The following is a 24,899-nucleotide window of genomic DNA, read 5'->3' as shown; positions in this document are numbered from 1 at the left end:
ACAGAGTTAATCGTTTTTAAAGCTATAAAAATCATTGAAGGAGTTAGTTGAAATATGATAGAAGTTTTAATGATAGAAGATGATATAGAATTAGCCGAGTTTTTGAGCGAATTTTTGCTCCAGCATGGCATTCATGTAACCAATTACGATGAGCCATACACCGGCATTAGTGCGGCTAACACACAAAATTATGATTTGTTGTTGTTGGATTTGACTTTGCCTAATTTAGACGGGCTTGAAGTGTGTAGGCGCATTTCCAAACAAAAACATATCCCTATTATTATTTCTTCAGCAAGAAGTGATGTGGAAGATAAGATTAAAGCGCTAGATTATGGGGCTGATGATTACCTCCCTAAACCCTATGATCCTAAGGAATTATTAGCTCGTATCCAATCGCTACTCAGACGTTCTCATAAAAAAGAAGAAATGAGTGAGCCAGGCGATGTGAATATCTTTAGAGTGGATAAGGATAGCCGAGAAGTGTATATGCATGAAAAAAAGCTAGACTTAACCAGGGCTGAATACGAAATCCTTTCGCTCCTCATTAGCAAAAAAGGTTATGTGTTTAGCCGTGAAAGCATTGCGATTGAGAGCGAGAGCATCAACCCTGAAAGCTCTAATAAAAGCATTGATGTGATCATTGGCCGTTTGCGATCTAAAATTGAAAAAAACCCTAAGCAACCGCAATATATCATCTCTGTTAGAGGGATTGGCTATAAATTAGAATACTGATTCTAATAAGGAGTTAAGGGGTTTTGCGTTTCTCTATCTTTTTTAAAGTTGTCGCTTTGTTTATGATAACGCTCTTTAGTTTTGGAGCGTTCGCTTACTATTTCGTGTCTTCTCAAATCAGTCATGAAAACTATCAAAACGAAATGCGCCATTACCAGTTTGTTACCACTATCAATGAAATTTTAAACAACTACTCTGACTATACAGCTGTGGAAGATTACCTCTATAAAATTGGTTTTAGAGAAACCACAATAGAAAATTTAGAAAAGGTTTTGGCCAAAAGACGCTACCAGTTGCACCACAGGAATATTGGGTATGCGGAAGTGTTTAAATTCAGCGACATGGTTTTTATCCTTTTAAAAAAGAATGAACATTTTGTGCTTTATAAAGATTTGCATTCGGTTTCTTACAGGAATTATTTCTTAGCGATTACGGTGGGTTTATTATTGATTTTATTCCTCTTTTTATTTGTTTTGCAGAGTTTATTGCCCTTAAGAGAGTTAAGATCCCAAGTGAAACGCTTCGCTCAAGGGGATAAAAGCGTGAGTTGCAAGAGCAAACAAAAAGATGAAATAGGGGATTTGGCTAACGAATTTGACAATTGCATCCAAAAAATCAATGCGATGAATGAATCTCGGGTTTTATTTTTGCGCTCTATCATGCATGAATTACGCACCCCTATCACTAAGGGCAAGATACTAAGCTCTATGCTCAAAGAAGAATTGCCACAAAAACGCTTCATTTCCATTTTTGATCACCTAAACACGCTGATTGAGCAATTTGCCCGCATTGAGCAGCTCGCTTCCAAAAATTATGGGAGCAATAAAGAAAAATTTTTAATGAGCGATTTGATAGACAAGATTGAAAAAATGCTTTTGATTGATGAGGATAAAAAAAGCCCCATCCATGTATCCTCTTCCAATTACATTATTGAAGCGGATTTTGAATTGTTTTCTATAGCGTTAAAAAACATGGTAGACAATGCAATCAAATACAGCGATGACAAACAGGTGTTTTTGGATTTCATAGGGAATAATTTAGTGGTGTCTAATAAAAGCAAACCTTTAAAAGAAGATTTTGAAAAGTATTTGCAACCTTATTTTAAGTCTTCTAACCCGAGCCAAGCCCATGGTTTTGGGTTAGGCATGTATATCATTAAAAACGCTTTAGAGGCTATGGAGTTGAAATTGAGCTATCATTATAGCAATGGAAGGATTTGTTTCACTATCCATGATTGCGTTTTTAATAGTTTTTACGATTTAGAAGATGATGAAGAAGAGCTACCCCCCCCCCCGAAAAAAATTTGAAAGAGATGAAAGAGATGAAAGAAACAAAAAAAGCCAATTATGGGGCTAAAGAAAGCCAATAATAGAGGGAAAACATGTTCAAACGATTGAGAAGATTACGAAGCAGTGAAAATTTAAGGGCCATGCTGAGAGAAACGCATTTAAATATCAATGATTTCATCGCCCCCCTATTTGTCATAGAAAGCGATGAACGCATTAAAAATGAAATCAGCTCCATGCCCGGAGTTTATCAAATGAGTATTGAGCCTCTTTTGAAAGAATGCGAAGAGTTAGTGGGTCTGGGTATCAAAGCCGTTTTATTGTTTGGTATCCCTAAAAATAAGGACGCCACAGGAAGCCATGCATTAAATAAAAATCACATTGTTGCAAAAGCCACCAAAGAAATTAAAAAACGATTTAAGGATTTGATCGTTATAGCGGATTTGTGTTTTTGCGAATACACTGATCATGGGCATTGCGGGATTTTAGAAAACGCTTCTGTCTCCAACGATAAAACGCTAGAGATTTTAAACCTTCAAGGGCTTATTTTAGCTGAAAGTGGTGTGGATATTCTAGCCCCAAGCAACATGATGGATGGGAACGTTTTAAGCTTGAGAAACGCGCTGGATAAGGCCGGGTATTTTTACACGCCCATTATGAGCTATTCCACTAAATTTGCGAGCAGCTATTATGGGCCTTTTAGAGATGTGGCCAACTCTGCACCGAGTTTTGGCGATCGCAAAAGCTATCAAATGGATTACGCTAATCAAAAAGAAGCGCTTTTAGAAAGTTTAGAAGATGAAAAACAGGGCGCGGATATTTTAATGGTCAAACCGGCTTTAGCGTATTTGGATATTGTTAAAGAGATTAGAAATCACACTTTGCTCCCTTTAGCGCTCTATAATGTGAGTGGGGAATACGCCATGCTCAAACTCGCGCAAAAACACAACCTGATCAACTATGAAAGCGTGCTGTTAGAAACGATGACTTGTTTTAAAAGAGCGGGAGCGGATATGATTATTAGCTATCATGCTAAAGAAGTGGCTAACTTATTACAAAGGAATTGAATGGGACGAGCGTTTGAATACAGAAGAGCGGCTAAAGAAAAACGATGGGATAAAATGAGTAAGGTTTTCCCCAAACTCGCCAAAGCGATCACCCTAGCGGCAAAAGATGGCGGGGGCGATCCGGACACGAACGCCAAGCTACGAACAGCGATTTTAAACGCTAAAGCGCAAAACATGCCTAAAGACAACATTGATGCAGCGATTAAAAGAGCGAGCAGTAAAGAGGGGAATTTGAGTGAAATCACTTATGAAGGTAAGGCGAATTTTGGCGTGCTAATCATCATGGAATGCATGACTGATAACCCCACAAGAACCATTGCCAACCTTAAAAGCTATTTCAATAAAACGCAAGGGGCGAGCATCGTGCCTAATGGCTCTTTAGAGTTTATGTTCAACCGAAAAAGCGTGTTTGAATGCTTGAAAAGTGAAGTGGGAAATTTAAAACTCAGCCTAGAAGATTTAGAGTTCGCCCTCATTGATTATGGTTTGGAAGAATTAGAAGAAGTGGAGGATAAAATTATTATTAGAGGGGATTATAACAGCTTCAAGCTCTTAAATGAGGGGTTTGAAAGCTTGAGATTACCCATTTTGAAAGCGGGTTTGCAACGCATCGCCACAACGCCCATTGAATTGAATGACGAACAAATGGAGCTTACCGAAAAATTATTGGATAGGATTGAAGACGATGATGATGTGGTCGCGCTTTATACGAATATTGAGTGAAAGGCAAAAAGGCTCAAAGGCATTTTTACAATCCATAGTGAAAGTGAAACGCCCAAACGCTAAAAGCATTTAGGCTTTTTTAGACTGATGTTGGGGGGAGAGTTTGGCTTTCACTCTGTGTTTCTATCATAGGGATTTTACAGAGTTTGAGCGTCCAAAGCGCATTCGATCTTTTACGCATCATACCTTTAAAAGGCGTAACTCCCAACGCTTCCTACCATAGATGCGAATGCATGGGGATATTATAATTGTGAATGAGTAGCGTTCAATTCAAACGCTAAAGGTATTTGGGCTTTCTGCTAAGGCGTTTAAAAATACTCAAAGTATTTTTAAAAATAAAAATAGTAAAGAGCTTGATTCCTAGTCAAACGATAGCTTTTTAGAAGCGGTCTTGGAATTAAGGGAGGGTTGTAAGGGGATTATTTCAAAATACCCCCTACCCCCTTAAGGAAATGAGTTTGAAAATAGAGTGATCAAAACCCCATTTTTTAAAAAATTAAAAAATCAATAAGGCTTTAGTTATTAGCAGATGAGAGCGGATCCAAATTCCAAGCGTTTAAATTTTATTGCGTCTCAATATCCATCAATAGAAACGCTTCAATCCCTATTTTGATAGTAAGAATATGAGTTTTAAGGATTGTTTCTAGCCTTTAAGCTTTGGCTTATTGCGTATCATCTTGCGTGTCGTTTTGCGCATCATCTTGCAAATCATCAGACTTCTTGCCAATCACTTCTTCTAACACTTTACAGCTACCACTAAAGCCTAAAGTGCACCCTTTCTTATAATACGAAATGGCTTTATCTAAATCCTTTGGAGTGCCCTTACCCGTGTAATACATCACCGCCACATTATGACAACCACTCCCCTCTTTTAAATAACAACCCTTTTTATAAAGATTCAAGGCTTGCTCTCCATTTTGCTTGACATCCATACCGGTTTCATACATGTATCCCAAGCTCACACAACTCGCCCCGTCTTTTAAATGACACCCTCTTTTAAAATTCGTAAGGGCTTTTTTCAAATCCTTCTGTACGCCTTTGGCGTTCCTATACATATACCCTGCAAAGTTACAACTAATGCCGTAATTCAAACTGCAAGCGTATTTAGAAAGAGAAAGGGCTTTGGCATAATTTTGCTTAACACCCGTGCCATTAAAATACATAAAACCTAAACTCCCGCAGCTCACCCTACCCTTTAAGTGGCACCCTCTCCTATGATAATAGATAGCCTTTGGAAGGTTTTTTTGCACGCCATCGCCATCTTCATACATAGAGCCTAAACTCGCACAAGCGAGATGATTCCTTAAATTGCACCCTCTTCTGTAATAAAAAACGGCTTTTGGAATATTCTGATCCACGCCATCGCCATCTTCATACATAGAGCCTAAACTCGTGCAACCAACCCCCACCCTTAAATTACAGCTCCTCTTATAAAAAGCCACCGCTCTATGGTAATCCCCTCTCTTAAAGGCTTGAGTAGCCATTTTAAAATATTTCTCACCGGTTGTAGCCACCAAATGACCAAAACAACTTGCCATTAAAAATAAAATTAAAAACCACTTTTTAGTCCAACTCTTTATCATCTCATTCCTTACAAAACTAAGCCAAAGCTCACACAAAGAAAAATCAGTAAAACCCCAATCTAATTGGTTATTATAGTATAATATTCATAAAAATAAATTCAACTTTTGGATTAAATTCAATTAAAAACCTATTTTAGGAAAACCACTTAAAATGAGTATTATTATTCCTATTGCCATCGCTTTTGACAATCATTATGCCATTCCGGCGGGCGTGAGCTTGTATTCCATGCTAGCTTGCGCTAAAACAGAACACCCCCAATCACAAAATGATAGTGAAAAACTTTTTTATAAAATCCACTGCCTGGTGGATAACTTAAGCCTTGAAAACCAGCGCAAATTGAAAGAAACTCTAGCCCCCTTTAGCGCTTTTATGAGCGTGGATTTTTTAGACATTTCAACCCCTAATCTTTACACCCCTTCAGTAGAACCCTCTGCGATTGATAAAATCCATGAAGCTTTTTTGCAACTCAATATTTACGCTAAGACTCGCTTTTCTAAAATGGTCATGTGCCGCTTGTTTTTGGCTTCTTTATTCCCACAATACGACAAAATCATCATGTTTGATGCGGACACTTTGTTTTTAAACGATGTGAGCGAGAGTTTTTTCATCCCGCTAGATGGCTATTATTTTGGAGCGGCTAAAGATTTTTCTTCTCCTAAAAACCTTAAACATTTTCAAATAGTGCGAGAAAAAGACCCTCGTCAAGCCTTTTCCCTTTATGAGCATTACCTTAAAGAAAAAGACATAAAAATCCTTTATGAAAACCACTATAATGTTGGGTTTTTAATCGTGAATTTAAAGCTGTGGCGCGCTGATCGTTTAGAAGAACGCTTACTCAATTTAACCCGTCAAAAAGGCCAGTGCGTGTTTTGCCCTGAACAGGATCTTTTAACGCTCGCATGCTATCAAAAAGTTTTAATCTTGCCTTATATTTACAACACCCACCCTTTCATGGCCAATCAAAAACGTTTTATCCCTGACAAAAAAGAAATCGTCATGCTGCATTTTTATTTTGTAGGAAAACCTTGGATTTCACCCACTGCTTTATATTCTAAAGAATGGCATGAGACTCTTTTAAAAACCCTTTTTTACGCTGAATATTCCGTGAAATTCCTTAAACAAATAACAGATTTTTTAAGCCTTAAAGACAAACAAAAAACCTTTGAATTTCTTGCCCCCCTACTCAACAAAAAAACCCTTTTAGAATACGTCTTTTTTAGATTGAATAGGATTTTCAAACGCTTAAAAGAAAAATTTTTTAACTCTTAGCGTTCTCGTTTGGGCAACACGCTATAGGCGAATTTAACATAAATCGCCAAACTGATCAAAAGCACTGCCACGCCGACAGCCAAATACACCGCATAAGTGATTTTATCCGGTTCGCTCACGCTGAATTTAAACACTAACATTAACGCTTCAATGGCTAAGGCGATAATGATAGAGCCTAAAAACCTGATCATCGTGCGGTGGATCGCATGGTGGTTATCCCCGCTATTTTTACCCAAAACTTCCTCTTCAAAAATCGCCTTGACTAGATCAAAGGTGGCTAAAGCTAGGGTTAAAAGCACAATGGGGTGGAACACTTCTTTAATGTCAAAACTGCTAAAATTGACAATCGCTGTCCAAAAGCTAGAAATGCATTTCACAAATAAAAGCAGCGACACTAAAGTGAGCATGATAGAAATCATAAAATACATGACCATGCTCCCTTCGCTAAAGGTCCTGAAATACTTTGAAGGCGAGCTGATTTCAATCGCCACCCTCAAAGGGATTTGCAAGCACACCACAAACGCCAGATCGTTATTTTGATCATACACCGGGTAAGACGCGCTCACTACCAAATGGTTTCCTTTTTTAGAAGGGTAAGGGTCGGTTAAAATACAACGCTTTTCACTCACGGCTTGATAAAAATAATACTTATCGCTAAAACTGGCATGCGATTCTAATTCAATCCCTTCTGTTAAATCATGCTCTAATATCCCTTCCTTATGCCCTTCCTCTTTAAGTTGGCTTGGCTTAAGAATTAGCATGCCTTTAGCGTCTAACACAAAAAAACTTTTTGCCATTTTGATTTCAGCGTGCATTTTTCTGATCTGTTTGTTTAAATAATCCAAAGTGATTTCAGGGAGGTGGTTGCGGATATTGTGCGAAAACAAATAGGTAAGATAAGCGTATAACTCGGTGCGGATCTTGGAATACTGGACAATGTCTCTACTTAACATCAAAAGGCCTTTAAAAAAAATTTATGCGATGAATTGTAGCACTTGTTTTAAAGAATTATTTAAACCACCCCTTGCATCAATGATAAAGGAGGCGTTTTTTTCATAGAGGGCTTGGCGTTTTTCAAAAAGCTCTTTGGCTTGAGTGAGATCATTCAAAAGGGGGCGTTTTTCCCTTTCTTTTTGATTCAAACGCTTAATCAAGGTCTCAAAATCAATCTTGAGGTAAAAAGTTGTGCCTAAACCCTTAAGATTTTCATGCATCACAATGCCCCCACCGGTAGAAATAACATGGGGGGTTTTGAGCGTTTTTAATTCATCAATCAAATTTTTTTCAAACATCCTGAAATTGTCTTCACCAAGCTCTTCAAAAATCTCCCTCACGCTCAAGCCCACCCTCTCGCTAATGATCATATCCGTATCCAGCACTTCTAATTTCAAAGCCAACCCCAATTCTTGCGCTAAAGAGCTTTTACCGCTCCCCATAAAACCGATTAAGACTAAATGCTGCATGCTTTTATTTCAATTTCAATTCATACGCCCCGTTTTTTTCTTCCAAAAGATAGCGGTATTTCCCGTCTAAAATGAGCGTGATGCGGTAATAATCTTTGTGCGTGCCGACTTTAATGTGAGAAAAAAACTTCTGGTTTAAATCCATGTTTTGATAAATATCCAAAGGGCCTTTTTGCGTGTCTAACACGATTCTATAAGGATTGACCAGCACAAAAGAGCGCAAAATTTTATAAGGGGAGCGCAAAATCATCGTGTTGTTTGCCATTAAAAAATCAAAATCTTGGATCTGGTAGCGTTTTTCAAAGGCGTCTTGATTAAGGGTGTGTTGGGAGAGCTTTAAGGGGTAATGCCAATCAATGCTTTTATCAATGCCCACGACTTTAGAATGGATAGAGCCATCAATATCCTGGTAAGTGAGCGTGATTTGTTTTAAAATCCTAGCGCTCGTGGGCAAATCCACATGGATTTCCTTAAAATAGCTATCATAGATCCCATTAAAGCCCCCTTGCAAATTCTTGGAATTGATTTCAGGCTCAAAAGGGTTGTCTCTGGCTAATAAGACACTTAAAACCACCATCAAACCTATCATCTTTTTTAACACTGCCATTTCCTTAAATCTAATCTCTAGGCCGTAATTCCCTCAATTCAAACAAACGCTTTTGCAAGCGCACGTTCTTGCTTTGCAATTCGGTGATTTCTTGTTGCAATCGTTCATGCTTGTCTCTTAAATCCAAATAAACCTCTAAAGAAGAACCCCCAAAAAGCAACTTCCCTAAATAATACCCAAACCCAAGCAGTAAAAGGAAAAAGACAATAAGGGAGCTATGGCTATAAAAAAAATCTCGTGCTTTGTTGTCTTTGATTTCATCGTTTTCAAAAAGGCCACTAGCCATGCTTAAACAACTCTTTACCGATATAAATCCCCCCTTTTAATTCATGCTCAATCTCTAAAAGGCGGTTGTATTTAGCGATCCTTTCACTCCTTGCGGTGGATCCGGTTTTGATTTCTCCCGTATTCAATGCGACTGCAAAATCAGCGATAAAGCTGTCCTCACTCTCCCCGCTTCTATGGCTCATCACGCATTGATAGGCATGGTGTTTGGCTAATCTTATGGTCTCTAAAGTTTCACTAATGGTGCCGATTTGATTGGGTTTGATCAAAATGGCGTTCGCAATGTTTTTTTCAATGCCTTTTTGTAAAATGTTTGCGTTCGTTACAAACAAATCATCGCCCACTAATTGGATTTGACGCCCTAATTCCTTGCTCAAAAACGCCCAACCCTCCCAATCGTCTTCGCTCAAACCATCTTCAATGGACACGATCGGGTATTTTGCCACCAACTCTTTGTAATAAGCCACTAATTCATGCGCATCTAAAATCTTATTTTCACCCTTTAAATGGTAATTGAAATGTTCATCCACTAACTCACTGCTCGCTACATCTAAAGCGAGTGCGATTTCTTCGCCTAATTTATAGCCGGCTTTTTCAATGGCTTGAGAAATGACCTCAAGGGGTTCTACATTATTGTTAAAATTAGGCGCAAAACCCCCCTCATCGCCCACGCTTGTGAGCTGATTCTTTCCATCTAAAAGTTTTTTAAGCGTGTGATAGACTTCTGCGCTCGCTCTTAAGGCTTCTTTAAAACTCTCAAACCCTAAAGGCATGATCATGTATTCTTGAAAGTCTATGGAATTGTTCGCATGCGTTCCGCCGTTAATAATATTGAGCATCGGCACCGGCAAAGTCAGAGCGTTAGCCCCCCCTAAATAGCGGTATAATGGTAGATTTAAAGCCTTCGCGCTAGCCCTTGCTAACGCCATAGAAACGCCCAAAACAGCGTTCGCCCCTAAATTAGCGTAATTAGGCGTGCCGTCTAAAGCCCTTAACCTCTCATCCACAAAGGCTTGATTGATCGCTTCAAGCCCTATTAAATGGTGTTTGATCACGCTATTGACATTTTCGCATGCCCTTAAAACCCCTTTACCCAAAAAACGGGTTTTGTCATTATCCCTTAATTCTAACGCTTCTCTTTTACCGGTGCTCGCCCCGCTAGGCACAATCGTGCTCGCCTTAGTGTTGTCGCTCAAAACCACGCTGGCTTGAATGGTAGGATTGCCCCTACTATCCATCACTTCTAAAGCATGAATATCTTTAATGGTTAGCATCAAAATCCTTTTTTATTCCATTTCTTCTAAAGGCTCATCGGGTAAGGGCATGATCTCTTCATTAGAGCCAATACTCTCTTTAATCTTAAGAGTGATTTCATTCGCTAGGGCTTTATCTTCTTTCAGTAAGGCTTTAGCGTTTTCTCGGCCTTGCCCTAGCTTTTTATCCTGGTAGCTAAGCCATGCCCCACTCTTATCCACAATGTCTAATTTCACGCCATAATCAATGATTTCGCCCTCTTTAGAAATCCCCTCCCCAAACATGATGTCAAATTCCGCTTCTCTAAAGGGCGGAGCGACTTTATTTTTAACCACTTTGGCTTTAGCCCTATTACCGATATGCTGTTCGTTTTGTTTTAAAGCCGCAATCCTTCTAATATCAATCCTAACGCTCGCATAGAATTTTAAGGCATTACCCCCGGTTGTGGTCTCTGGACTCCCATAACCCATCATGCCAATCTTCATTCTGATTTGATTGATAAAAATGAGAGTAGTGTTCATCTTATGCAAGACACCGGTGATTTTTCTTAACGCATGGCTCATAAGCCTTGCTTGCAAGCCCACATGCTGATCGCCCATATCCCCATCAATCTCCGCTTTAGGCGTAAGAGCCGCCACAGAATCCACCACCACTAAATCAATCCCTCCGCTTCTAGTGATCGTTTCTAAAATCTCTAAAGCTTGCTCGCCTGTATCAGGTTGGGAAACGAGTAGATTTTCCGTATCCACGCCCAATCTCTTAGCGTAATGCACATCTAGGGCATGTTCAGCGTCAATGAACGCGCACACGCCGCCATTTTTTTGGCATTCTGCAATAATGTGCAAGCTTAGAGTGGTCTTCCCGCTTGACTCTGGCCCATAAATTTCAATGATCCTGCCCTTTGGAACGCCCCCAATCCCTAAAGCCAGATCCAATCCTAACGAGCCTGTAGAAATAGCGTCAATCTTTTCTACTTGCTTGTCCCCAAGGCGCACCAACGCCCCCTTACCAAAAACCTTATCAATTTGTTTGATCGCTAAAGAAATCGCTTTTTGTTTGTCTTCATCTATTGCCATAAATTACCTTATTGAATTTGATTTGTTTATTCTATCAAATCCTAGCCTAAAATCTATTATAATAAAAGGACTTACCCTATCACAAAAGGATTTTACTTTGATTAGTGTCGCTCATAGCCCTGATGCTGATGATATTTTCATGTATTATGCGATTAAGTTTGGCTGGATAGATTGCCCCATTAAAAATAAAACATTCCACAATATTGCCCTTGATATTGAAACCCTAAACCAAGAAGCCCTAAAAAACACTTATGATGTGAGCGCGATTAGTTTCGGATTATACCCTAAAATTGCGAACGATTACGCTTTGCTCCCTACAGCGACGAGCTTTGGGAATGGCTATGGGCCTAAATTAGTGAAAAAAAAGGGCGTGAAATTGAAAAAAGATTTTAGAGTCGCATTAAGTGGGGAACACACCACCAACGCCCTCTTGTTTAAGATCTATTACAAACATGCGCGCATCGCTTACATGAATTTTTTAGACATTGAAAAAGCGGTTTTGGAAGAAAAAGTGCATGCAGGCGTGCTCATTCATGAAAATATCTTGGATTTCCATAATGAATTAGAAGTGGAAAAAGAATTGTGGGATGTTTGGAAAGAACTCATTAAAATGGATTTACCCCTGCCTTTAGGGGGCATGGCGATTAGGCGCTCTATCCCTTTGTATCGCGCGATCTTGATTAAAAAGGCTTTAATTAAAGCGGTTGAAGCCGCTTTAAAACACCAAAATTTGCTCTCTGGCATGCTGTTAGAGCGCTCGCTTATTCGTGTCAATAAAGAGCGCTTACAAACTTATTTAAGCTTGTATGCGAATGAAACTTCAACGCGCTTAAGTGAGATTCAAATTCTCGCCATAGACAAGCTTTTTGAATTAGGCTATCAGCACGGATTTTATGCTAACTTGTTAAAGACTAAAGATTGCTTGCTCACTGATGAATATTTAAAATACCGTTTTTCTTAATCCAATTCTAGTTTATGCATAAGCAAGTAACGGATCACCCCATACAATAAAAGGATTTTTAAAAAATCCACTCCCCATAAAAGATAGTATTGTTTTTCTTGTAATTCTTGTTGTTGCAAGAAATAATAAAACCCCTCATTGATGCTTAAATGAGAACTCATTAAGGGCAGCAGCGAATTAAACGCTAATTCCAAAACAACCCCCACCAGAATGAACAACAGCCCTCCGAGTAAAAAACGCGCCTTTTTGATCCTAGCAGCGTTTAAAACGCTCAAAACAAATAAAAATTTCATTAAAACAAGCCCTAAAAACAGCGCAACGCCTATGGTTTTAGTGGGTTTTAACACAAAGGTTTTTAAAGCGGTGTGCAAGATAAACAGCACACTGGATTGCGCGTTAAAAAGAGAATAGCCCAAACGCACGCTCGCCACAAACCAGAACAAACTGAAGATAAAAAACACCATGGGGAGCAAGATTTTAGGGAGCAATAAAGACTCTAAACTAACGGGTAAAGAAAAGCTTAAAACCCCCCTTTTAGAAAAAAGCGCGTTGAGGTTTTTGATCGCTCCCACACTGATTGCAATCAGTAAAAACGCCCCCAAGACAAAAAAGAGCGTGTAGCTTAAAGTGAGCATGGTCGTTTCTTCAGCACCTTGAGAGGAAAAACAAACCGCTAAAATAGTGAGCGTTATTAAAAAATTCCCCACAACAACATTCCCTAATTGCCCCAAGGCGTCATGCTTAAAAACTTTTAAAAAACCCATAGCTTTATTATACCCGTTTGGATAGAAAATTTAGGCTTTTTAATGATTGCGTGTTAATAAAAAACGCTAAAGGCATTTTTTAAATGCACTACTTGAAAAAAGCCAGTTGCTCTAAAATCAATTCTTCTTTATTTTTAAAAACAAATTTAAAAAGGATCTTATAACGCCCCATTTTATCGCTCTCCAACAAATCAAATTTTAAAGGCTCGCATGCGCTTCTACAATCAAGCGTTCCTAAAAATCTGGGCTGTGATGGGCTGGGATAAAACGCTAAATACACTTGAATATTTGGCGAATCTAAAGCGGGTTTGAGCGGTTGCAATTGCGCATAAAGCGTGTTGGATTTTTCCAAAATCAAAGCGTTGTTTAAAAGGGTTTCTTGGAGTTTTTTATCCCCATGCGTGCCTTTAGAAAAATAGGGCAAAATGGGGGTTTTAGGGCTTTTAATAAGGGGCTTTAAACCCACCAAAAAACGATAATTAGACTTAAAATTTTCATAAGTTTTAAGCATAGCGTTAAAGTTTAAATCCACTTCGTTATGCCCTTTGAAATACACTAAATCGTTTTTAGGCGAATTTTTTAGGGCAAACACTACCAAAAACACCACGATCCCAAGCCCAAGAATAAGCACGCTCATGATCCCTAAAGGCCAAAAGTTTTTTTCTTTCATTGATTTTCCCTCTTAAGATTTTTTAAAAAAATAAAGCCCCAAAAACGCGCCCAAAAGCGTCAATAACAAAATATAAATGATCACCTTTACAAAAGTTACTCCCTTAGGAGCGTTAAAATTCTGCGTGATATTCACACGATATTTTTCCGCTAAAGCATCTACTGCGACCGAATAGCCGTTAATGAGCATGGCTGAAATCCTTTGGGGCGTGTATTCTTTAGCGTTTGTGGGGAGTAAGGGAGCGATTTTTTCAAAAAAGATTTTATCAGTGTCTAGCAAATCTTTAGGGTTAGCCACTAATTCTATTTTTTGAGCGTCATGGTAGAAAAAGAATACCACAAAAGGGGGTTTGAGCTGCTTTAAAAAGCCCTCTTGATACTTTTGGCGTTCATTTTTATCCGCCAAAGCGATAGGATTTTTTTCAAAATCCGTCATATCAATCACAAAACGCACGCCTGTTTTAAGATAAAGCTCTTTAGAAACGCCCTCCACAAACGCAACGCTTTTTTCTACCAAACGCCCTTTAGCGTTATTAAAAACATAGGACTCATCAGCCCCTAAACAACAAACAAAGGCTATTGCAAGCCATAAGATCCTCATGTGCTAAACAAAAACAAGTTAGGCACAAAAGAAATAACAATCGTCATTAAAATGGTCGCTACTACCATTAAGGCTAAGATTTTTTCTAAAGTCGTGAATTTCATTTTTTACTCCCTTGATTGATCAATTCATAATTGGCCCGGTTTTGGGTGTTTTTTGTCTCTAAAGCGTTAATATCCTTATAGCGGTAATAATTGGTGGCTTGCTCTTTTTGGATATGGATCGCTTTGAGCGTAAAAAAAACGGCCACACACAATAAAATAACCACAATCAGTAAATTCCCTGCTAATCCGTTTAAAAATTTCATCTCTTTTCCTTTAATCTTCTAAGGGTTTTAGCGATTGGATAAATTCGGCTAACGCTTTAACTTGCAAATCGCTAAAGTTTTTATACTTGAATGATGGCATATGCCCTATATTGCCCTTTTTACCATGCGTTAAGATATTTCTCAAAAAATTCTCTGTGCCGTAAGCGGTCAAATCGGCTGCAAACACTTGATTTTCTTGCAAGCCCTTACCATCATTGCCATGACAGCCTGTGCAACCCATGCTTTCAAACAGCTCCTTGCCCTTATCAATGAGTTGAGGGTTTTTGGTTTTTTTAACGCTAGAAATTTCTGCCATCACATAGCTCGCGATCGCTTTAGCGTCTTTTTCGTCCAATTCCATAGCGGGCATTTCCCCAGCGAGATAATCCATGCCCTTAGAGCCATGCTTAATGGTGTCCATAATGCCCTCTTCTTTACCCCAACGCACCAGATTTTGAGCGCTCCCATGCAAGCCTTCAGCGGTGATGCCATGGCATTGCGAACAATGGACTAAAAAGATGCCTTGCCCCATATCCACCAATTCCTTTTGACCCAAATGCTTCCATTTGGCTTCAAATTTTTGGTTGTGCGCTTTAACCTCTTCATTGTATTGCCCGATTTGAGAAAAGCTATTCAGCGGATAGCCAAAGAAAAAATACCAAAAAGCCCACACAATCGTGCACATAAAACTTGCGATCCAGCCTACTGGCACATTATTGGCAAACTCCCCTATCCCATCAATCAAATGCCCATTTTCCATAAGCTCACCCTGAGATTTGCTGTCGCGCATTTCTTTAATGAGCGAACTGGATTCATAGATGGTTAAAACTAAAATCACAAGCGCTGCAATCAAGCCAAAAACATTTATATGGTCGTTTAAAAAATCCATTTCAACTTTCCTTTATGCCCTTATCATGAACTTCTTTATGGCGTGGTTCAATCAACTCATCTTCTAAAGCGTCATTTAACGCTAAATACCCGTATCGCTCATAATCCACGACACCCTTTTTTTGCTTTCTATACATGCTAAAAATATAGGCATACAAAAAGAGCGTAAAAAGAATGGTAAAAAACGCATACGCAAAACCTCTCAAACTTTCTAAATCCATCATTCACCCCTTATTTAGCGTTTTGATTAGCGTTGATCCTGGAATTACCCAAGCTATTCAAATAAGCGATCAAAGCCACAATTTCTAACACTTCACCTCTTTGAATGGCGTCTAGCACTCTCTTGTCTTTCATGTCGGCTGTGATTTTTTTAGCTTCTTCTAAATAGGCTTTTTTCGCTTCTTCTACGCTCCCTAATTTCACGCCGTTTTCGGTGTCATAAGGCACACCAAAAACCTTTTTTTGCGTCAAAGCTTCCGCATAAGCGGTATCAAAATCGCTCTTTTTTATGAATAAATGCTTATAGGCTGGCATGATGCTGTGCGGCACAACGCTTTTAGGATCAAACATGTGCTTTTCATGCCAATCGGTTGTGCGATAATCCCCCACCCTGTGTAAATCAGGGCCAATCCTTTTAGAACCCCACAAAAATGGCCTGTCATACGCATATTCCCCGCTCAAACTATACGCGCCATATCGATCCACCTCAGCTTGGAAAGGGCGAATGAGTTGGGAATGGCAATGATAGCAACCTTCTTGGATATAAATTTGCCTCCCTGCTGTCTCTAAAACCGTATAAGGCCGTAAGCCTTCAATGGGGCGAGCGGATTTGAAGAAGTTAGGCAAAATCTCCACCAAGCCTGCGATCGCAAACACAAAAATAAACGCAAGAGTGAAAAAAAACGGATTCTTCTCTAAAAAACTAAACATTTCCAACCTCCCCTATCGAGACATAGGCGTGGCGTAATTGGGCTCACGCTCTAATTTTTTGCCTGCCGTGATTGTCATAAAAATATTGTAAGCAAAAATAATAAATCCGGTAAAATACATAAGACCCCCAACGCCTCTAATATTGTAATAAGGGATTAGCACCTTAACCGTGTCAATGAACTGGTAAGTGAGATTCCCATACTGATCCACATCCCTCCACATCATCCCTTGCGTGATCCCTGCAATCCACATGGACGAAAAGTAAAGCACAATCCCTAAAGTCATGATCCAAAATTGGAAATCCACAAGCCTACCTGAATAAATCTCTCTTTTGAAAAGCCTAGGCGTCATGTGATACATGCTCGCAATCAAAGTGAAGCCTACCCAACCAAGCACGCCGTCATGCACATGCCCTATAATCCAATCGGTAAAGTGGGCTAAGGCGTTCACGCTCTTAATGGCTTGAATAGAGCCTTCTAAAGTGGAAAGCATGTAGAAAGTTGAAGCTAAAACTAAGAATTTGATCAAAGGGCTTTCTTTGAGCTGGTGCCATTGCCCCCTCATCGTTAGTAGCATGTTAATGGCTGTCCCCCACGAAGGCAAGATCAACACCACTGAAAACACGCTAGAAAGGGTTTGCACCCAATCAGGCACGGTGGAATAAATCAAATGGTGCCCGCCCGCCCAAATATAAACAAACATCAAGCTCCAAAAGGAAAACAAAGTGAGTTTGTAAGAAAAGATAGGCTGGCCGCTCTCTTTAGGCAAGAAATAATAAATCGTGCCAATCACCCCACTCGTAAAGACAAAAGCGACCGCATTATGCCCCCACCACCATTGAATGAGCGCATCATTACTGCCTGAATACATAGAAATAGAATGCCAAACACTCCCCATATCAGCGACAAAATAGGTGGGGACAGAAAGGTTATTGAAGATATACATCACCGCTATACCCACATAAGTAGCGATGTAATACCATAAAGACACGTAAATGGTATTCTCTCTCCTAACGCTCATGCTCCCAAACATATTAACCCCCCATAGCACCCATGCCACAACCACAATAATATCTAAAGGCCACATCAATTCGGCGTATTCTTTAGATTGAGTAAGACCAGCAAACAGGCTAATGACCCCTAGAATTAAAAGAAGAATCCAAAGCCAAAAATGCAATAACCCTACAATTTTCAAAAAGGGGTGTTGGTAATAAGTGATTTTAAGCACCCTTTGACCGATATAATACCAACTCGCCCAAATCCCCCCAAGAGTGAATCCATAAATCACAGCATTCGTGTGTAAGGGGCGTAAGCGGCCAAAAACGCCATACTCCCCTGCAATGTAATTCAAGTTAGGGAAAGACAATTCAAAAGCTAACACGATCCCTATTAACATGCCCACTATCCCAAAGCCAACCATCGCATAAAGAAACAATTTGCTAATGGAATAATCATAACTCAAAGGCACATTTTCTTGCATGCAATACTCCTATTTGTAGTAAATTCAACAAAGACAAATACAATTATAAAACTTTATCTTTTTCAAAAAGCTTAATTTTTAATCTTTTTCTGTAACATTGTAATAACTCAATCCAATTTGAATGGCATTTTTAAGCCAAATTATTACTATCTTTGGCTAAAGGTTAAACATGATTAAACAAACCCTCACCATTCTTGCCCCTTTTTTTATCGCAACGCTATTGTATTTTTTAGGTGCACCGGACGGGCTAAACCCTAACGCATGGCTTTATTTTTGTATTTTCATAGGCATGATTATAGGGCTAGTTTTAGAGCCAGTGCCAGCAGGTTTGATAGCGTTGAGTGCGTTAGTGTTGTGCGTGGCGTTAAAAATTGGAGCGAGCAGTGAAGTAGCGAGCGCTAATAAGGCTATTTCATGGGGTTTGAGCGGGTATGCGAATAAAACGGTGTGGCTTGTGTTTGTCGCTTTTATTTTGGGTTTAGGGTATGAAAAAAGCTTGTTAGGGAAACGGATCGCTCTTTTGCTCATTAGGTTTTTAGGGCAAACCCCTTTAGGTTTAGGCTATGCGATTGGTTTGAGCGAATTGTGTCTAGCCCCCTTTATCCCTAGCAATTCCGCTAGAAGTGGGGGTATACTCTATCCAATCGTTTCATCTATCCCGCCTTTAATGGGTTCTACTCCCAATAATAACCCTGACAAAATCGGCGCGTATTTGATGTGGGTCGCTTTGGCTTCAACTTGCATCACTTCGTCCATGTTTTTAACCGCGCTCGCTCCTAACCCCCTAGCAATGGAGATCGCTACCAAAATGGGCGTGAATGAAATCTCATGGTTTTCGTGGTTTTTAGCGTTCTTGCCTTGTGGGGTGGTTTTGATCTTGCTTGTGCCTTTATTAGCGTATAAAATCTGCAAACCCACCTTAAAAGGCTCAAAAGAAGTGAGTTTGTGGGCCAAAAAAGAATTAGAGGGCATGGGGAGGTTTTCTTTAAAAGAAATTTTAATGCTCAGCCTCACTTTATTGGCTTTATTAGGTTGGATTTTTGGCAAACCTTTAGGCCTGCATGCGAGCGCGACGGCTTTGATTGTCATGGTTTTAATGGCGTTTTGTAAGATTGTAAGCTATGAAGACATCATTAAAAACAAGAGTGCGTTTAACATTTTTTTATTGCTAGGATCGCTGCTCACGATGGCTGGCGGGCTTAAAAATGTGGGTTTTTTAAATTTTATCGGCAATGCGGCTCAAAATTTTTTAGAGCATGCTCACTTGGATCCGTTAATAGCGGTATTGTTTATTGTAGCTTTATTCTATCTGTCGCACTATTTTTTCGCTAGCATCACCGCTCATGTGAGCGCGTTATTCGCGCTTTTTGTAGGGATTGGTTCACACATTCAAGGGGTCAATTTGCAAGAATTGAGCTTGTTTTTAATGCTTTCTTTAGGGATTATGGGGATTTTAACGCCCTATGGCACAGGCCCATCCACCATTTATTACGGGAGCGGGTATATTCCAAGCAAGGATTTTTGGAAATGGGGGTTTATTTTTGGTATGGTGTATTTGATCGTGTTTTTAAGCGTGTGCACACCTTGGGTCAAATTCATCGCTTATAGGTGGTTGTAGCTGGAAACTTTACACAACGCCCTTTTAAAATGGTATGAAGAATGTGGGCGAAAGGATTTACCTTTTAGGAATTTAAAGGGCATTAACGCTCCTTATGAAGTCTATATCAGTGAAGTGATGAGCCAACAAACCCAAATCAACACGGTGGTTGAGCGTTTTTATTCCCCTTTTTTAGAAGCTTTCCCCACTTTAAAAGACTTAGCGAACGCTCAATTAGAGGAGGTTTTATTGCTTTGGAGAGGGCTTGGCTATTATTCAAGGGCTAAAAATTTAAAAAAAAGTGCTGAAATTTGCGTGAAAGAACACCACTCACAGCTACCCAATGACTATCAAAGCCTGTTAAAACTCCCTGGGATTGGTGCATACACGGCTAATGCGATTTTATGTTTTGGCTTTAGAGAAAAGAGCGCATGCGTGGACGCTAATATCAAGCGCGTGCTTTTAAGGCTTTTTGGTTTGGATCCTAATATCCACGCTAAAGACTTACAAATTAAGGCGAATGACTTTCTCAATCTTAATGAAAGCTTTAATCACAACCAAGCCCTAATTGATCTAGGGGCTTTAATCTGCTCCCCTAAACCCAAATGCGCGATTTGCCCTTTCAATCCTTATTGTTTAGGTAAAAACCACCTAGAAAAACACACGCTTAAGAAAAAACAAGAGATCATTCAAGAAGAGCGTTATTTAGGCGTTGTGATCCAAAATAACCAAATCGCTTTAGAAAAAATAGAGCAAAAACTCTATTTGGGGATGCACCATTTCCCTGACTTAAAAGAAAATTTAGAATGCAAACTCCCCTTTTTAGGCACCATCAAACACAGCCACACTAAATTCAAGCTCAATTTAAACCTCTATTCAGCTACAATAAAGGATCTAAAAAACCCCGTTCGTTTTTATAGCCTTAAAGACTTAGAAACCTTACCCATAAGCTCTATGACGCTTAAAATCTTGAATTTTTTAAAACAAAAAAATTTATTTGGGGGTTAAACCCTGCCAAATCCAAAATGGCTCTACTTTATCGCAGGCACCACTTCAGGGATCAAATACGCAATCGCGCTGATCACGACTCCCATGATCGCTACAAAAATAAGGGAGTATTTAACCGTGAATTTGAATAAATCGCTCTCTTTCCCGGCTAATCCCACTGCCGCACAAGCGATAGCGATGCTTTGAGGGCTTATCATCTTGCCTAAAGTGCCACCCACGGTATTAGCCGTTAGGGTTAAAATCTCAGGGAGGTGCAATCGTTGGGCGGTGAGTTGCTGTAAAGAGCCAAATAAAAGATTAGAGCTTGTATCACTCCCGGTTAAAAACACGCCTACCCACCCGATCAAGGGCGAGAAAAAAGTAAAAGCCAAACCCGTATGGGTGAGCGCTAAGGCTAGAGTGGAAGAAATCCCGCTGTAATTAGACACATAGGCAAAGCTTAAGACTAAACCAATGGTGAGAATGGGGTAGCGCATTTCTTTTAAAGTCTCGCCAAAAACGCTCATTGCATCGCTCACTCGCACCCTTAAAACGAGCATGCTAATAAGAGCGGCTAAAAAAATGGAAGTGCCAACCGTGTTGATTAAGAGAAATTTAAACACCACCGGAAAACTCACGCTTTGATTGGCTTCTACAAAAGGCGGGCTTTTAAAGATGTGGTTGCTGATGTTATTGAACTCAAAATAAAAATTAGAAAAAGCTAACAAGCCGTCTTTTTCAAATAAAGCTTTAAAAAAAGGCTGTATCCATAACACAATCACTAAAACTAAAATCACAAAAGGAGACCAAGCGACATAAATCTTACAGATATGATGGTTACTCTTAGTGAATGAAGCTGCTTTGCCGTCGCTTCTAAAAATCGCTTTAGGCTGCCAAAATTTCAAAAAGAGCGCCGTTGCAACGAGTGAAACAAGGGCTGAAATAATGCCGGGCAATTCTGGCCCTAAATAATTAGAGCTTAAAAATTGCGCGCCAGCGAAAGAAAAAGCCGCGATAAAAACGGCCGGAAAAGTCTCTTTAATCCCCTTAAAGCCATCCATTAAAAACACAATGAAAAACGGCACTAACAAGCTCACAAAAAAGAGGATTTTACCCGTCATGGCTGAAATTAAAATCGCTGGCACCCCTACCGCGCTCGCCATAGCGCTTATAGGGATACCCACTGCGCCAAAGGCTACAGGAGCGGTATTAGCGATTAGGCACAATCCGGCAGAATATAAAGGGCTTAACCCTAAGCCCACTAAAATCGCCGCGGTAATGGCAATAGGCCCTCCAAAACCAATCGCCCCTTCTAAAAACGAGCCAAAACAAAAGCCAATCAAAATCACTAAAATCCGGTGATCTAAAGTGATGGACTGGACGCTTTCTTTTAAAATTTCAAAATAGCCGGATTTAACGCTGAGTTTGTATAAAAAAATCGCCGCAATAATGATCCAAGCGATCGGCCACAAGCCATAAAGAAAGCCATAAAGAAAGCTTGAACCCACCATGCTAACAGGCATTTTATACACTAAAACCGCAATAATGGCTGATAAGGCCACGCTCAAAAAGGCCGCTGTGTAACCTTTGAGTTTAAAAACCATTAAAGATAAGAAAAATAACAAAATCGGCAATAAGGCTACAAGAGCGCTCAACCAAATATTACCCAAAGGGTCATAAACTTGATGAAATTCTAGCACTAAAAAATCCCTTTTTAAAAATATTCTCTTAGCGCTAGTTCTCTTTAAAAACCCCCTTATTTAGGAATGATGGGGATAATAAAGGGGAAGACATAAGCAATAAGAGTGAAGACAATCCCCATAATGATTGCCAAAGCGATAGAGTATTTTACTGTAAATCTGAACAATTCGCTCTCTTTCCCCACTAACCCCACCGCCGCGCAAGCGATAGCGATACTTTGAGGGCTTATCATTTTACCCACAACACCCCCTGAAGTGTTTGCCGCTAAGAAAAGCACTTCAGGCAAGCCAAGCTGTGTAGCGATGAGCATTTGCAAAGAGCCAAATAAAAGATTAGAACTTGTATCGCTTCCGGTTAAAAACACCCCAAGCCAGCCTACAACAGGCGAAAAGAAAGTGAAAACATGCCCAGTATCCGCTAGCGCTAAAGCGAGTGTGGCGCTCATGCCGCTATAATTAGCCACATACGCAAACGCTAAAACCACGCCAATGGTTAAAATCGGCAAACGCATTTCTTTTAAAGTGGCCCCAAACACCCCTATCGCATCGCTGATTTTCACGCGCAACAAAAACACGCTTAAAAGAGCGGCTACAAAAATGGAAGTGCCTGTCGTTAGAATCAAAGGGAATTTGAACACGACAGGAAAATTGGTCGCTTCAGTAACAATGGGAACGGTTTTGAAAATCTTTTGACTGATAGAATTAAATTCAAACGCAAAGCTAGAAAACGCCAAAGCCCCGCCTTCTTTAAAGAGCGCTTTAAACCAGGGTTGCGTCCATATGATAATCGTAATCGTGAGCAACACAAAAGGCATCCACGCCACAACCACCTTACAAATATGGTGTTTTTCTGTGTTTATCGTGGGCTCTTTGCCATTGCTGGTGAAAATGCGTTTGGGCTGCCAGAATTTTAAAAACAAAGTAGTAGCAATCAATGACACTAAAGCTGAAATAATATCCGGGAGCTGTGGCCCTAGATAATTAGAGCTTAAAAATTGCGCGATAGCGAAGCTAAACCCGGTAACGGCCACTGCAGGAAAAGTCTCTCTAATCCCTTTAAAACCATCCATTAAAAACACGATGAAAAAAGGAATACCAATGGAAAAAATGGGCAACACCCTGCCCACCATTTGAGAAATCTCTAATTCAGGGATACCCACCACGCTAGCCATTGCCGTAATAGGGATACCCACCGCACCAAAAGCTACAGGAGCGGTGTTAGCGATCAGGCACAACCCGGCAGCGTATAAGGGGTTTAGCCCAAGGCCGACTAAAATCGCCGCTGTGATCGCTACCGGGCCTCCAAAACCGATCGCTCCTTCTAAAAACGAGCCAAAACAAAAGCCAATCAAAATCACTAAAATGCGGTGATCTGGCGTTAGGGTTAAAATGCTTTCTTTTAAAATTTCAAAATACCCGGATTTCACTGAAAGGTTGTAAAGAAAAATCGCAGCGATCACAATCCATGCGATCGGCCACAAGCCATAAAGAAAGCCATAGAAAAAACTCGCGCTCACCATTTGAGCGGGCATTTTATACACAAATAACGCAATAATGATTGAAAGCAATAAGCTTAAAAACCCAGCGCTATACCCCTTAAGTTTAAAAACAATAAGAGAGACAAAAAAGAGTGCAATGGGCGAAAGTGCGACTAAAGCGCTCAGCCAAATATGGCCTAATGGGTCATAAACTTGATAAAATTCCATAAATTTTCCTTGAATAATTAAAAGTATTTTTTATCTTACTTAAAAGAAAAAACTAATTTTAAGTAGCATTTAATATTAAGTCAAATTTAATGGGCTTGTGGTTTATTTTAGTAACAATGTTTGAGCGAGTGGTTTATCAACTTGTGGTTACAATCTTACTAATTTTGAGTATTATATTGTGTTTGAAACTCTTAATTTGGAATTTTAAGGAGCCTTCTTTGAAAGTCAATTTCTTTGCTACTTGTCTAGGAGCAGCCATATACAGCAACGCATCGCTTAACGCTATCAAATTACTCCGTAAGGAAAATTTGGAAGTGGTTTTTAAAAAAGACCAAACATGTTGTGGCCAGCCAAGCTATAACTCAGGATATTATGAAGAGACAAAAAAAGTCGTTTTATACAATATCAAACTTTATTCCAATAACGACTATCCTATTATTTTGCCTAGCGGTTCATGCACAGGGATGATGCGGCATGATTATTTGGAATTGTTTGAAGGGCATGCGGAATTTAACATGGTTAAAGATTTTTGCTCTAGGGTGTATGAATTGAGCGAATTTTTGGATAAAAAATTGCAAGTCAAATATGAAGATAAGGGCGAACCCCTTAAAATCACATGGCATTCTAATTGCCATGCCTTAAGGGTGGCTAAAGTGATTGACTCGGCGAAAAACCTCATCAGACAGCTTAAAAATGTGGAACTCATTGAATTGGAAAAAGAAGAAGAATGCTGCGGGTTTGGGGGGACTTTTTCGGTTAAAGAGCCTGAAATTTCAGCGGTTATGGTCAAAGAAAAGATTAAAGACATAGAAAGCCGTCATGTGGATGTGATTGTTTCAGCGGATGCTGGGTGTTTGATGAATATCAGCACCGCTATGCAAAAAATGGGCTCATCCACAAAACCCATGCATTTTTATGACTTTTTAGCCTCAAGACTTGGGCTTTAACATTTAAAGAATTGTTT

General features: G+C 39.6%; 26 protein-coding genes. 9 read left to right on the top strand and 17 right to left on the bottom strand.

Annotated features, from left to right (window positions below; all coding sequences use genetic code 11):
* Positions 1 to 54: 54 nt before the first annotated feature.
* The 4 genes from arsR (at position 55) to QT74_RS00205 (ending at position 3,808) form a co-directional block, all read left to right on the top strand.
* The gene (arsR, locus tag QT74_RS00220) at positions 55 to 732 is read left to right on the top strand and encodes an acid response regulator transcription factor ArsR (protein ID WP_033763729.1); all 678 of its coding nucleotides are present in this window, start codon (positions 55 to 57) and stop codon (positions 730 to 732) included.
* Positions 733 to 755: 23 nt separating this feature from the next.
* Positions 756 to 2,039, top strand: a complete 1,284-nt coding sequence (gene arsS / locus QT74_RS00215; protein WP_033763728.1) for an acid-sensing histidine kinase ArsS — start codon at positions 756 to 758, stop codon at positions 2,037 to 2,039.
* A gap of 74 nt (positions 2,040 to 2,113) precedes the next feature.
* Complete coding sequence (hemB, locus tag QT74_RS00210) at positions 2,114 to 3,085, top strand: porphobilinogen synthase (protein ID WP_033763727.1); 972 nt, start codon at positions 2,114 to 2,116, stop codon at positions 3,083 to 3,085.
* Positions 3,086 to 3,808 carry a YebC/PmpR family DNA-binding transcriptional regulator gene (locus QT74_RS00205; protein WP_033763726.1) on the top strand — a complete coding sequence of 241 codons (723 nt, stop codon included), beginning with the start codon at positions 3,086 to 3,088 and terminating at the stop codon, positions 3,806 to 3,808. It abuts the gene before it with no gap.
* 662 nt (positions 3,809 to 4,470) lie between these two features.
* Here the strand turns inward: QT74_RS00205 and hcpD are convergent.
* Positions 4,471 to 5,391, bottom strand: a complete 921-nt coding sequence (gene hcpD, locus QT74_RS00200; protein ID WP_033763725.1) for a Sel1-like repeat protein HcpD — start codon at positions 5,389 to 5,391, stop codon at positions 4,471 to 4,473.
* Positions 5,392 to 5,542: 151 nt separating this feature from the next.
* On the opposite strand from hcpD, the gene rfaJ reads away from it, so the two are divergent.
* Positions 5,543 to 6,661 (top strand): HP0159 family lipopolysaccharide 1,6-glucosyltransferase, encoded by a 1,119-nt coding sequence (gene rfaJ, locus QT74_RS00195; protein WP_033763724.1) that lies wholly within the window; start codon positions 5,543 to 5,545, stop codon positions 6,659 to 6,661.
* Here the strand turns inward: rfaJ and QT74_RS00190 are convergent.
* From QT74_RS00190 to recA, 6 genes are read right to left on the bottom strand one after another with little or no spacing between them, the layout of a single operon-like run.
* On the bottom strand, positions 6,658 to 7,614 hold the full coding sequence (locus QT74_RS00190; protein WP_000952271.1) for a PDC sensor domain-containing protein: 957 nt from the start codon (positions 7,612 to 7,614) through the stop codon (positions 6,658 to 6,660). The genes rfaJ and QT74_RS00190 overlap by 4 nt on opposite strands.
* Before the next feature lie 21 nt (positions 7,615 to 7,635).
* The gene (locus QT74_RS00185; RefSeq protein ID WP_001164288.1) at positions 7,636 to 8,124 is read right to left on the bottom strand and encodes a shikimate kinase; all 489 of its coding nucleotides are present in this window, start codon (positions 8,122 to 8,124) and stop codon (positions 7,636 to 7,638) included.
* A 4-nt stretch (positions 8,125 to 8,128) separates the two neighbouring features.
* A complete protein-coding gene (locus tag QT74_RS00180; RefSeq protein ID WP_033763723.1) occupies positions 8,129 to 8,725 on the bottom strand; it encodes an AMIN domain-containing protein in 597 nt (198 codons plus the stop codon).
* 16 nt (positions 8,726 to 8,741) lie between these two features.
* Entirely contained in the window at positions 8,742 to 9,017 is a 276-nt protein-coding gene (locus QT74_RS00175) for a hypothetical protein (RefSeq protein ID WP_000146212.1), read from the bottom strand.
* Positions 9,010 to 10,290 carry a phosphopyruvate hydratase gene (gene eno / locus QT74_RS00170; RefSeq protein ID WP_033763722.1) on the bottom strand — a complete coding sequence of 427 codons (1,281 nt, stop codon included), beginning with the start codon at positions 10,288 to 10,290 and terminating at the stop codon, positions 9,010 to 9,012. Before eno ends, QT74_RS00175 begins: the two co-directional genes overlap by 8 nt.
* A 12-nt stretch (positions 10,291 to 10,302) precedes the next feature.
* Entirely contained in the window at positions 10,303 to 11,346 is a 1,044-nt protein-coding gene (gene recA / locus QT74_RS00165) for a recombinase RecA (RefSeq protein ID WP_000952098.1), read from the bottom strand.
* 97 nt (positions 11,347 to 11,443) lie between these two features.
* Between recA and QT74_RS00160 the strand changes: the two genes are divergently transcribed.
* A complete protein-coding gene (locus tag QT74_RS00160; RefSeq protein ID WP_033763721.1) occupies positions 11,444 to 12,307 on the top strand; it encodes a menaquinone biosynthesis family protein in 864 nt (287 codons plus the stop codon).
* Here the strand turns inward: QT74_RS00160 and QT74_RS00155 are convergent.
* From QT74_RS00155 to ccoN, 8 genes are all read right to left on the bottom strand, one after another.
* Positions 12,304 to 13,071, bottom strand: a complete 768-nt coding sequence (locus QT74_RS00155) for a hypothetical protein (protein WP_033763720.1) — start codon at positions 13,069 to 13,071, stop codon at positions 12,304 to 12,306. The genes QT74_RS00160 and QT74_RS00155 overlap by 4 nt on opposite strands.
* Positions 13,072 to 13,159: 88 nt before the next feature.
* The gene (locus QT74_RS00150; protein WP_033741320.1) at positions 13,160 to 13,741 is read right to left on the bottom strand and encodes a hypothetical protein; all 582 of its coding nucleotides are present in this window, start codon (positions 13,739 to 13,741) and stop codon (positions 13,160 to 13,162) included.
* Positions 13,742 to 13,753: 12 nt separating this feature from the next.
* Complete coding sequence (locus tag QT74_RS00145) at positions 13,754 to 14,341, bottom strand: hypothetical protein (RefSeq protein ID WP_033741318.1); 588 nt, start codon at positions 14,339 to 14,341, stop codon at positions 13,754 to 13,756.
* Between the two features lie 100 nt (positions 14,342 to 14,441).
* Positions 14,442 to 14,648: a DUF4006 family protein gene (locus QT74_RS00140; protein ID WP_033763719.1), complete on the bottom strand. Its 207-nt coding sequence runs from the start codon at positions 14,646 to 14,648 to the stop codon at positions 14,442 to 14,444.
* A 10-nt stretch (positions 14,649 to 14,658) separates the two neighbouring features.
* On the bottom strand, positions 14,659 to 15,537 hold the full coding sequence (gene ccoP / locus QT74_RS00135) for a cytochrome-c oxidase, cbb3-type subunit III (RefSeq protein WP_000346835.1): 879 nt from the start codon (positions 15,535 to 15,537) through the stop codon (positions 14,659 to 14,661).
* 1 nt (position 15,538) lies between these two features.
* On the bottom strand, positions 15,539 to 15,757 hold the full coding sequence (locus QT74_RS00130; protein WP_001847091.1) for a cytochrome c oxidase, cbb3-type, CcoQ subunit: 219 nt from the start codon (positions 15,755 to 15,757) through the stop codon (positions 15,539 to 15,541).
* A 10-nt stretch (positions 15,758 to 15,767) separates the two neighbouring features.
* Positions 15,768 to 16,466 (bottom strand): cytochrome-c oxidase, cbb3-type subunit II, encoded by a 699-nt coding sequence (gene ccoO, locus QT74_RS00125; protein ID WP_000490777.1) that lies wholly within the window; start codon positions 16,464 to 16,466, stop codon positions 15,768 to 15,770.
* A gap of 12 nt (positions 16,467 to 16,478) precedes the next feature.
* A complete protein-coding gene (gene ccoN / locus QT74_RS00120; protein ID WP_033763718.1) occupies positions 16,479 to 17,945 on the bottom strand; it encodes a cytochrome-c oxidase, cbb3-type subunit I in 1,467 nt (488 codons plus the stop codon).
* Between the two features lie 169 nt (positions 17,946 to 18,114).
* On the opposite strand from ccoN, the gene QT74_RS00115 reads away from it, so the two are divergent.
* Both QT74_RS00115 and QT74_RS00110 read left to right on the top strand, forming a co-directional pair.
* On the top strand, positions 18,115 to 19,563 hold the full coding sequence (locus QT74_RS00115) for a DASS family sodium-coupled anion symporter (RefSeq protein ID WP_033763717.1): 1,449 nt from the start codon (positions 18,115 to 18,117) through the stop codon (positions 19,561 to 19,563).
* Positions 19,564 to 20,550, top strand: coding sequence for an adenine-specific DNA glycosylase (locus tag QT74_RS00110; RefSeq protein ID WP_080247105.1), 987 nt, complete (start codon positions 19,564 to 19,566; stop codon positions 20,548 to 20,550). It abuts the gene before it with no gap.
* Between the two features lie 23 nt (positions 20,551 to 20,573).
* Here the strand turns inward: QT74_RS00110 and QT74_RS00105 are convergent, their stop codons facing one another.
* Together QT74_RS00105 and QT74_RS00100 are read right to left on the bottom strand one after the other, a co-directional pair.
* On the bottom strand, positions 20,574 to 22,229 hold the full coding sequence (locus QT74_RS00105; RefSeq protein WP_033763715.1) for an L-lactate permease: 1,656 nt from the start codon (positions 22,227 to 22,229) through the stop codon (positions 20,574 to 20,576).
* A 56-nt stretch (positions 22,230 to 22,285) separates the two neighbouring features.
* A complete protein-coding gene (locus QT74_RS00100; protein WP_033763714.1) occupies positions 22,286 to 23,935 on the bottom strand; it encodes an L-lactate permease in 1,650 nt (549 codons plus the stop codon).
* A 218-nt stretch (positions 23,936 to 24,153) separates the two neighbouring features.
* Here QT74_RS00100 and QT74_RS00095 point away from each other — a divergent pair, with 218 nt between their 5' ends.
* Complete coding sequence (locus QT74_RS00095; protein WP_033763713.1) at positions 24,154 to 24,882, top strand: (Fe-S)-binding protein; 729 nt, start codon at positions 24,154 to 24,156, stop codon at positions 24,880 to 24,882.
* Positions 24,883 to 24,899: the final 17 nt, after the last annotated feature.

This window comes from Helicobacter pylori SA213A, assembly GCF_000476275.1.
GTDB lineage: Bacteria > Campylobacterota > Campylobacteria > Campylobacterales > Helicobacteraceae > Helicobacter > Helicobacter pylori_CL.
Note: the sequence above shows the minus strand (reverse complement) of the source record. Positions and strands in the feature narration are given on the sequence as shown.

Coding starts and splice junctions, on each gene's coding strand:
- arsR (WP_033763729.1), top strand. CDS start 55: ATGATAGAAGTTTTAATGATAGAAGATGATATAGAATTAGCCGAGTTT.
- hemB (WP_033763727.1), top strand. CDS start 2,114: ATGTTCAAACGATTGAGAAGATTACGAAGCAGTGAAAATTTAAGGGCC.
- QT74_RS00205 (WP_033763726.1), top strand. CDS start 3,086: ATGGGACGAGCGTTTGAATACAGAAGAGCGGCTAAAGAAAAACGATGG.
- hcpD (WP_033763725.1), bottom strand. CDS start 5,391: ATGATAAAGAGTTGGACTAAAAAGTGGTTTTTAATTTTATTTTTAATG.
- rfaJ (WP_033763724.1), top strand. CDS start 5,543: ATGAGTATTATTATTCCTATTGCCATCGCTTTTGACAATCATTATGCC.
- QT74_RS00190 (WP_000952271.1), bottom strand. CDS start 7,614: ATGTTAAGTAGAGACATTGTCCAGTATTCCAAGATCCGCACCGAGTTA.
- QT74_RS00185 (WP_001164288.1), bottom strand. CDS start 8,124: ATGCAGCATTTAGTCTTAATCGGTTTTATGGGGAGCGGTAAAAGCTCT.
- QT74_RS00175 (WP_000146212.1), bottom strand. CDS start 9,017: ATGGCTAGTGGCCTTTTTGAAAACGATGAAATCAAAGACAACAAAGCA.
- eno (WP_033763722.1), bottom strand. CDS start 10,290: ATGCTAACCATTAAAGATATTCATGCTTTAGAAGTGATGGATAGTAGG.
- recA (WP_000952098.1), bottom strand. CDS start 11,346: ATGGCAATAGATGAAGACAAACAAAAAGCGATTTCTTTAGCGATCAAA.
- QT74_RS00155 (WP_033763720.1), bottom strand. CDS start 13,071: ATGGGTTTTTTAAAAGTTTTTAAGCATGACGCCTTGGGGCAATTAGGG.
- QT74_RS00150 (WP_033741320.1), bottom strand. CDS start 13,741: ATGAAAGAAAAAAACTTTTGGCCTTTAGGGATCATGAGCGTGCTTATT.
- QT74_RS00145 (WP_033741318.1), bottom strand. CDS start 14,341: ATGAGGATCTTATGGCTTGCAATAGCCTTTGTTTGTTGTTTAGGGGCT.
- QT74_RS00140 (WP_033763719.1), bottom strand. CDS start 14,648: ATGAAATTTTTAAACGGATTAGCAGGGAATTTACTGATTGTGGTTATT.
- ccoP (WP_000346835.1), bottom strand. CDS start 15,537: ATGGATTTTTTAAACGACCATATAAATGTTTTTGGCTTGATTGCAGCG.
- QT74_RS00130 (WP_001847091.1), bottom strand. CDS start 15,757: ATGGATTTAGAAAGTTTGAGAGGTTTTGCGTATGCGTTTTTTACCATT.
- ccoO (WP_000490777.1), bottom strand. CDS start 16,466: ATGTTTAGTTTTTTAGAGAAGAATCCGTTTTTTTTCACTCTTGCGTTT.
- ccoN (WP_033763718.1), bottom strand. CDS start 17,945: ATGCAAGAAAATGTGCCTTTGAGTTATGATTATTCCATTAGCAAATTG.
- QT74_RS00115 (WP_033763717.1), top strand. CDS start 18,115: ATGATTAAACAAACCCTCACCATTCTTGCCCCTTTTTTTATCGCAACG.
- QT74_RS00100 (WP_033763714.1), bottom strand. CDS start 23,935: ATGGAATTTTATCAAGTTTATGACCCATTAGGCCATATTTGGCTGAGC.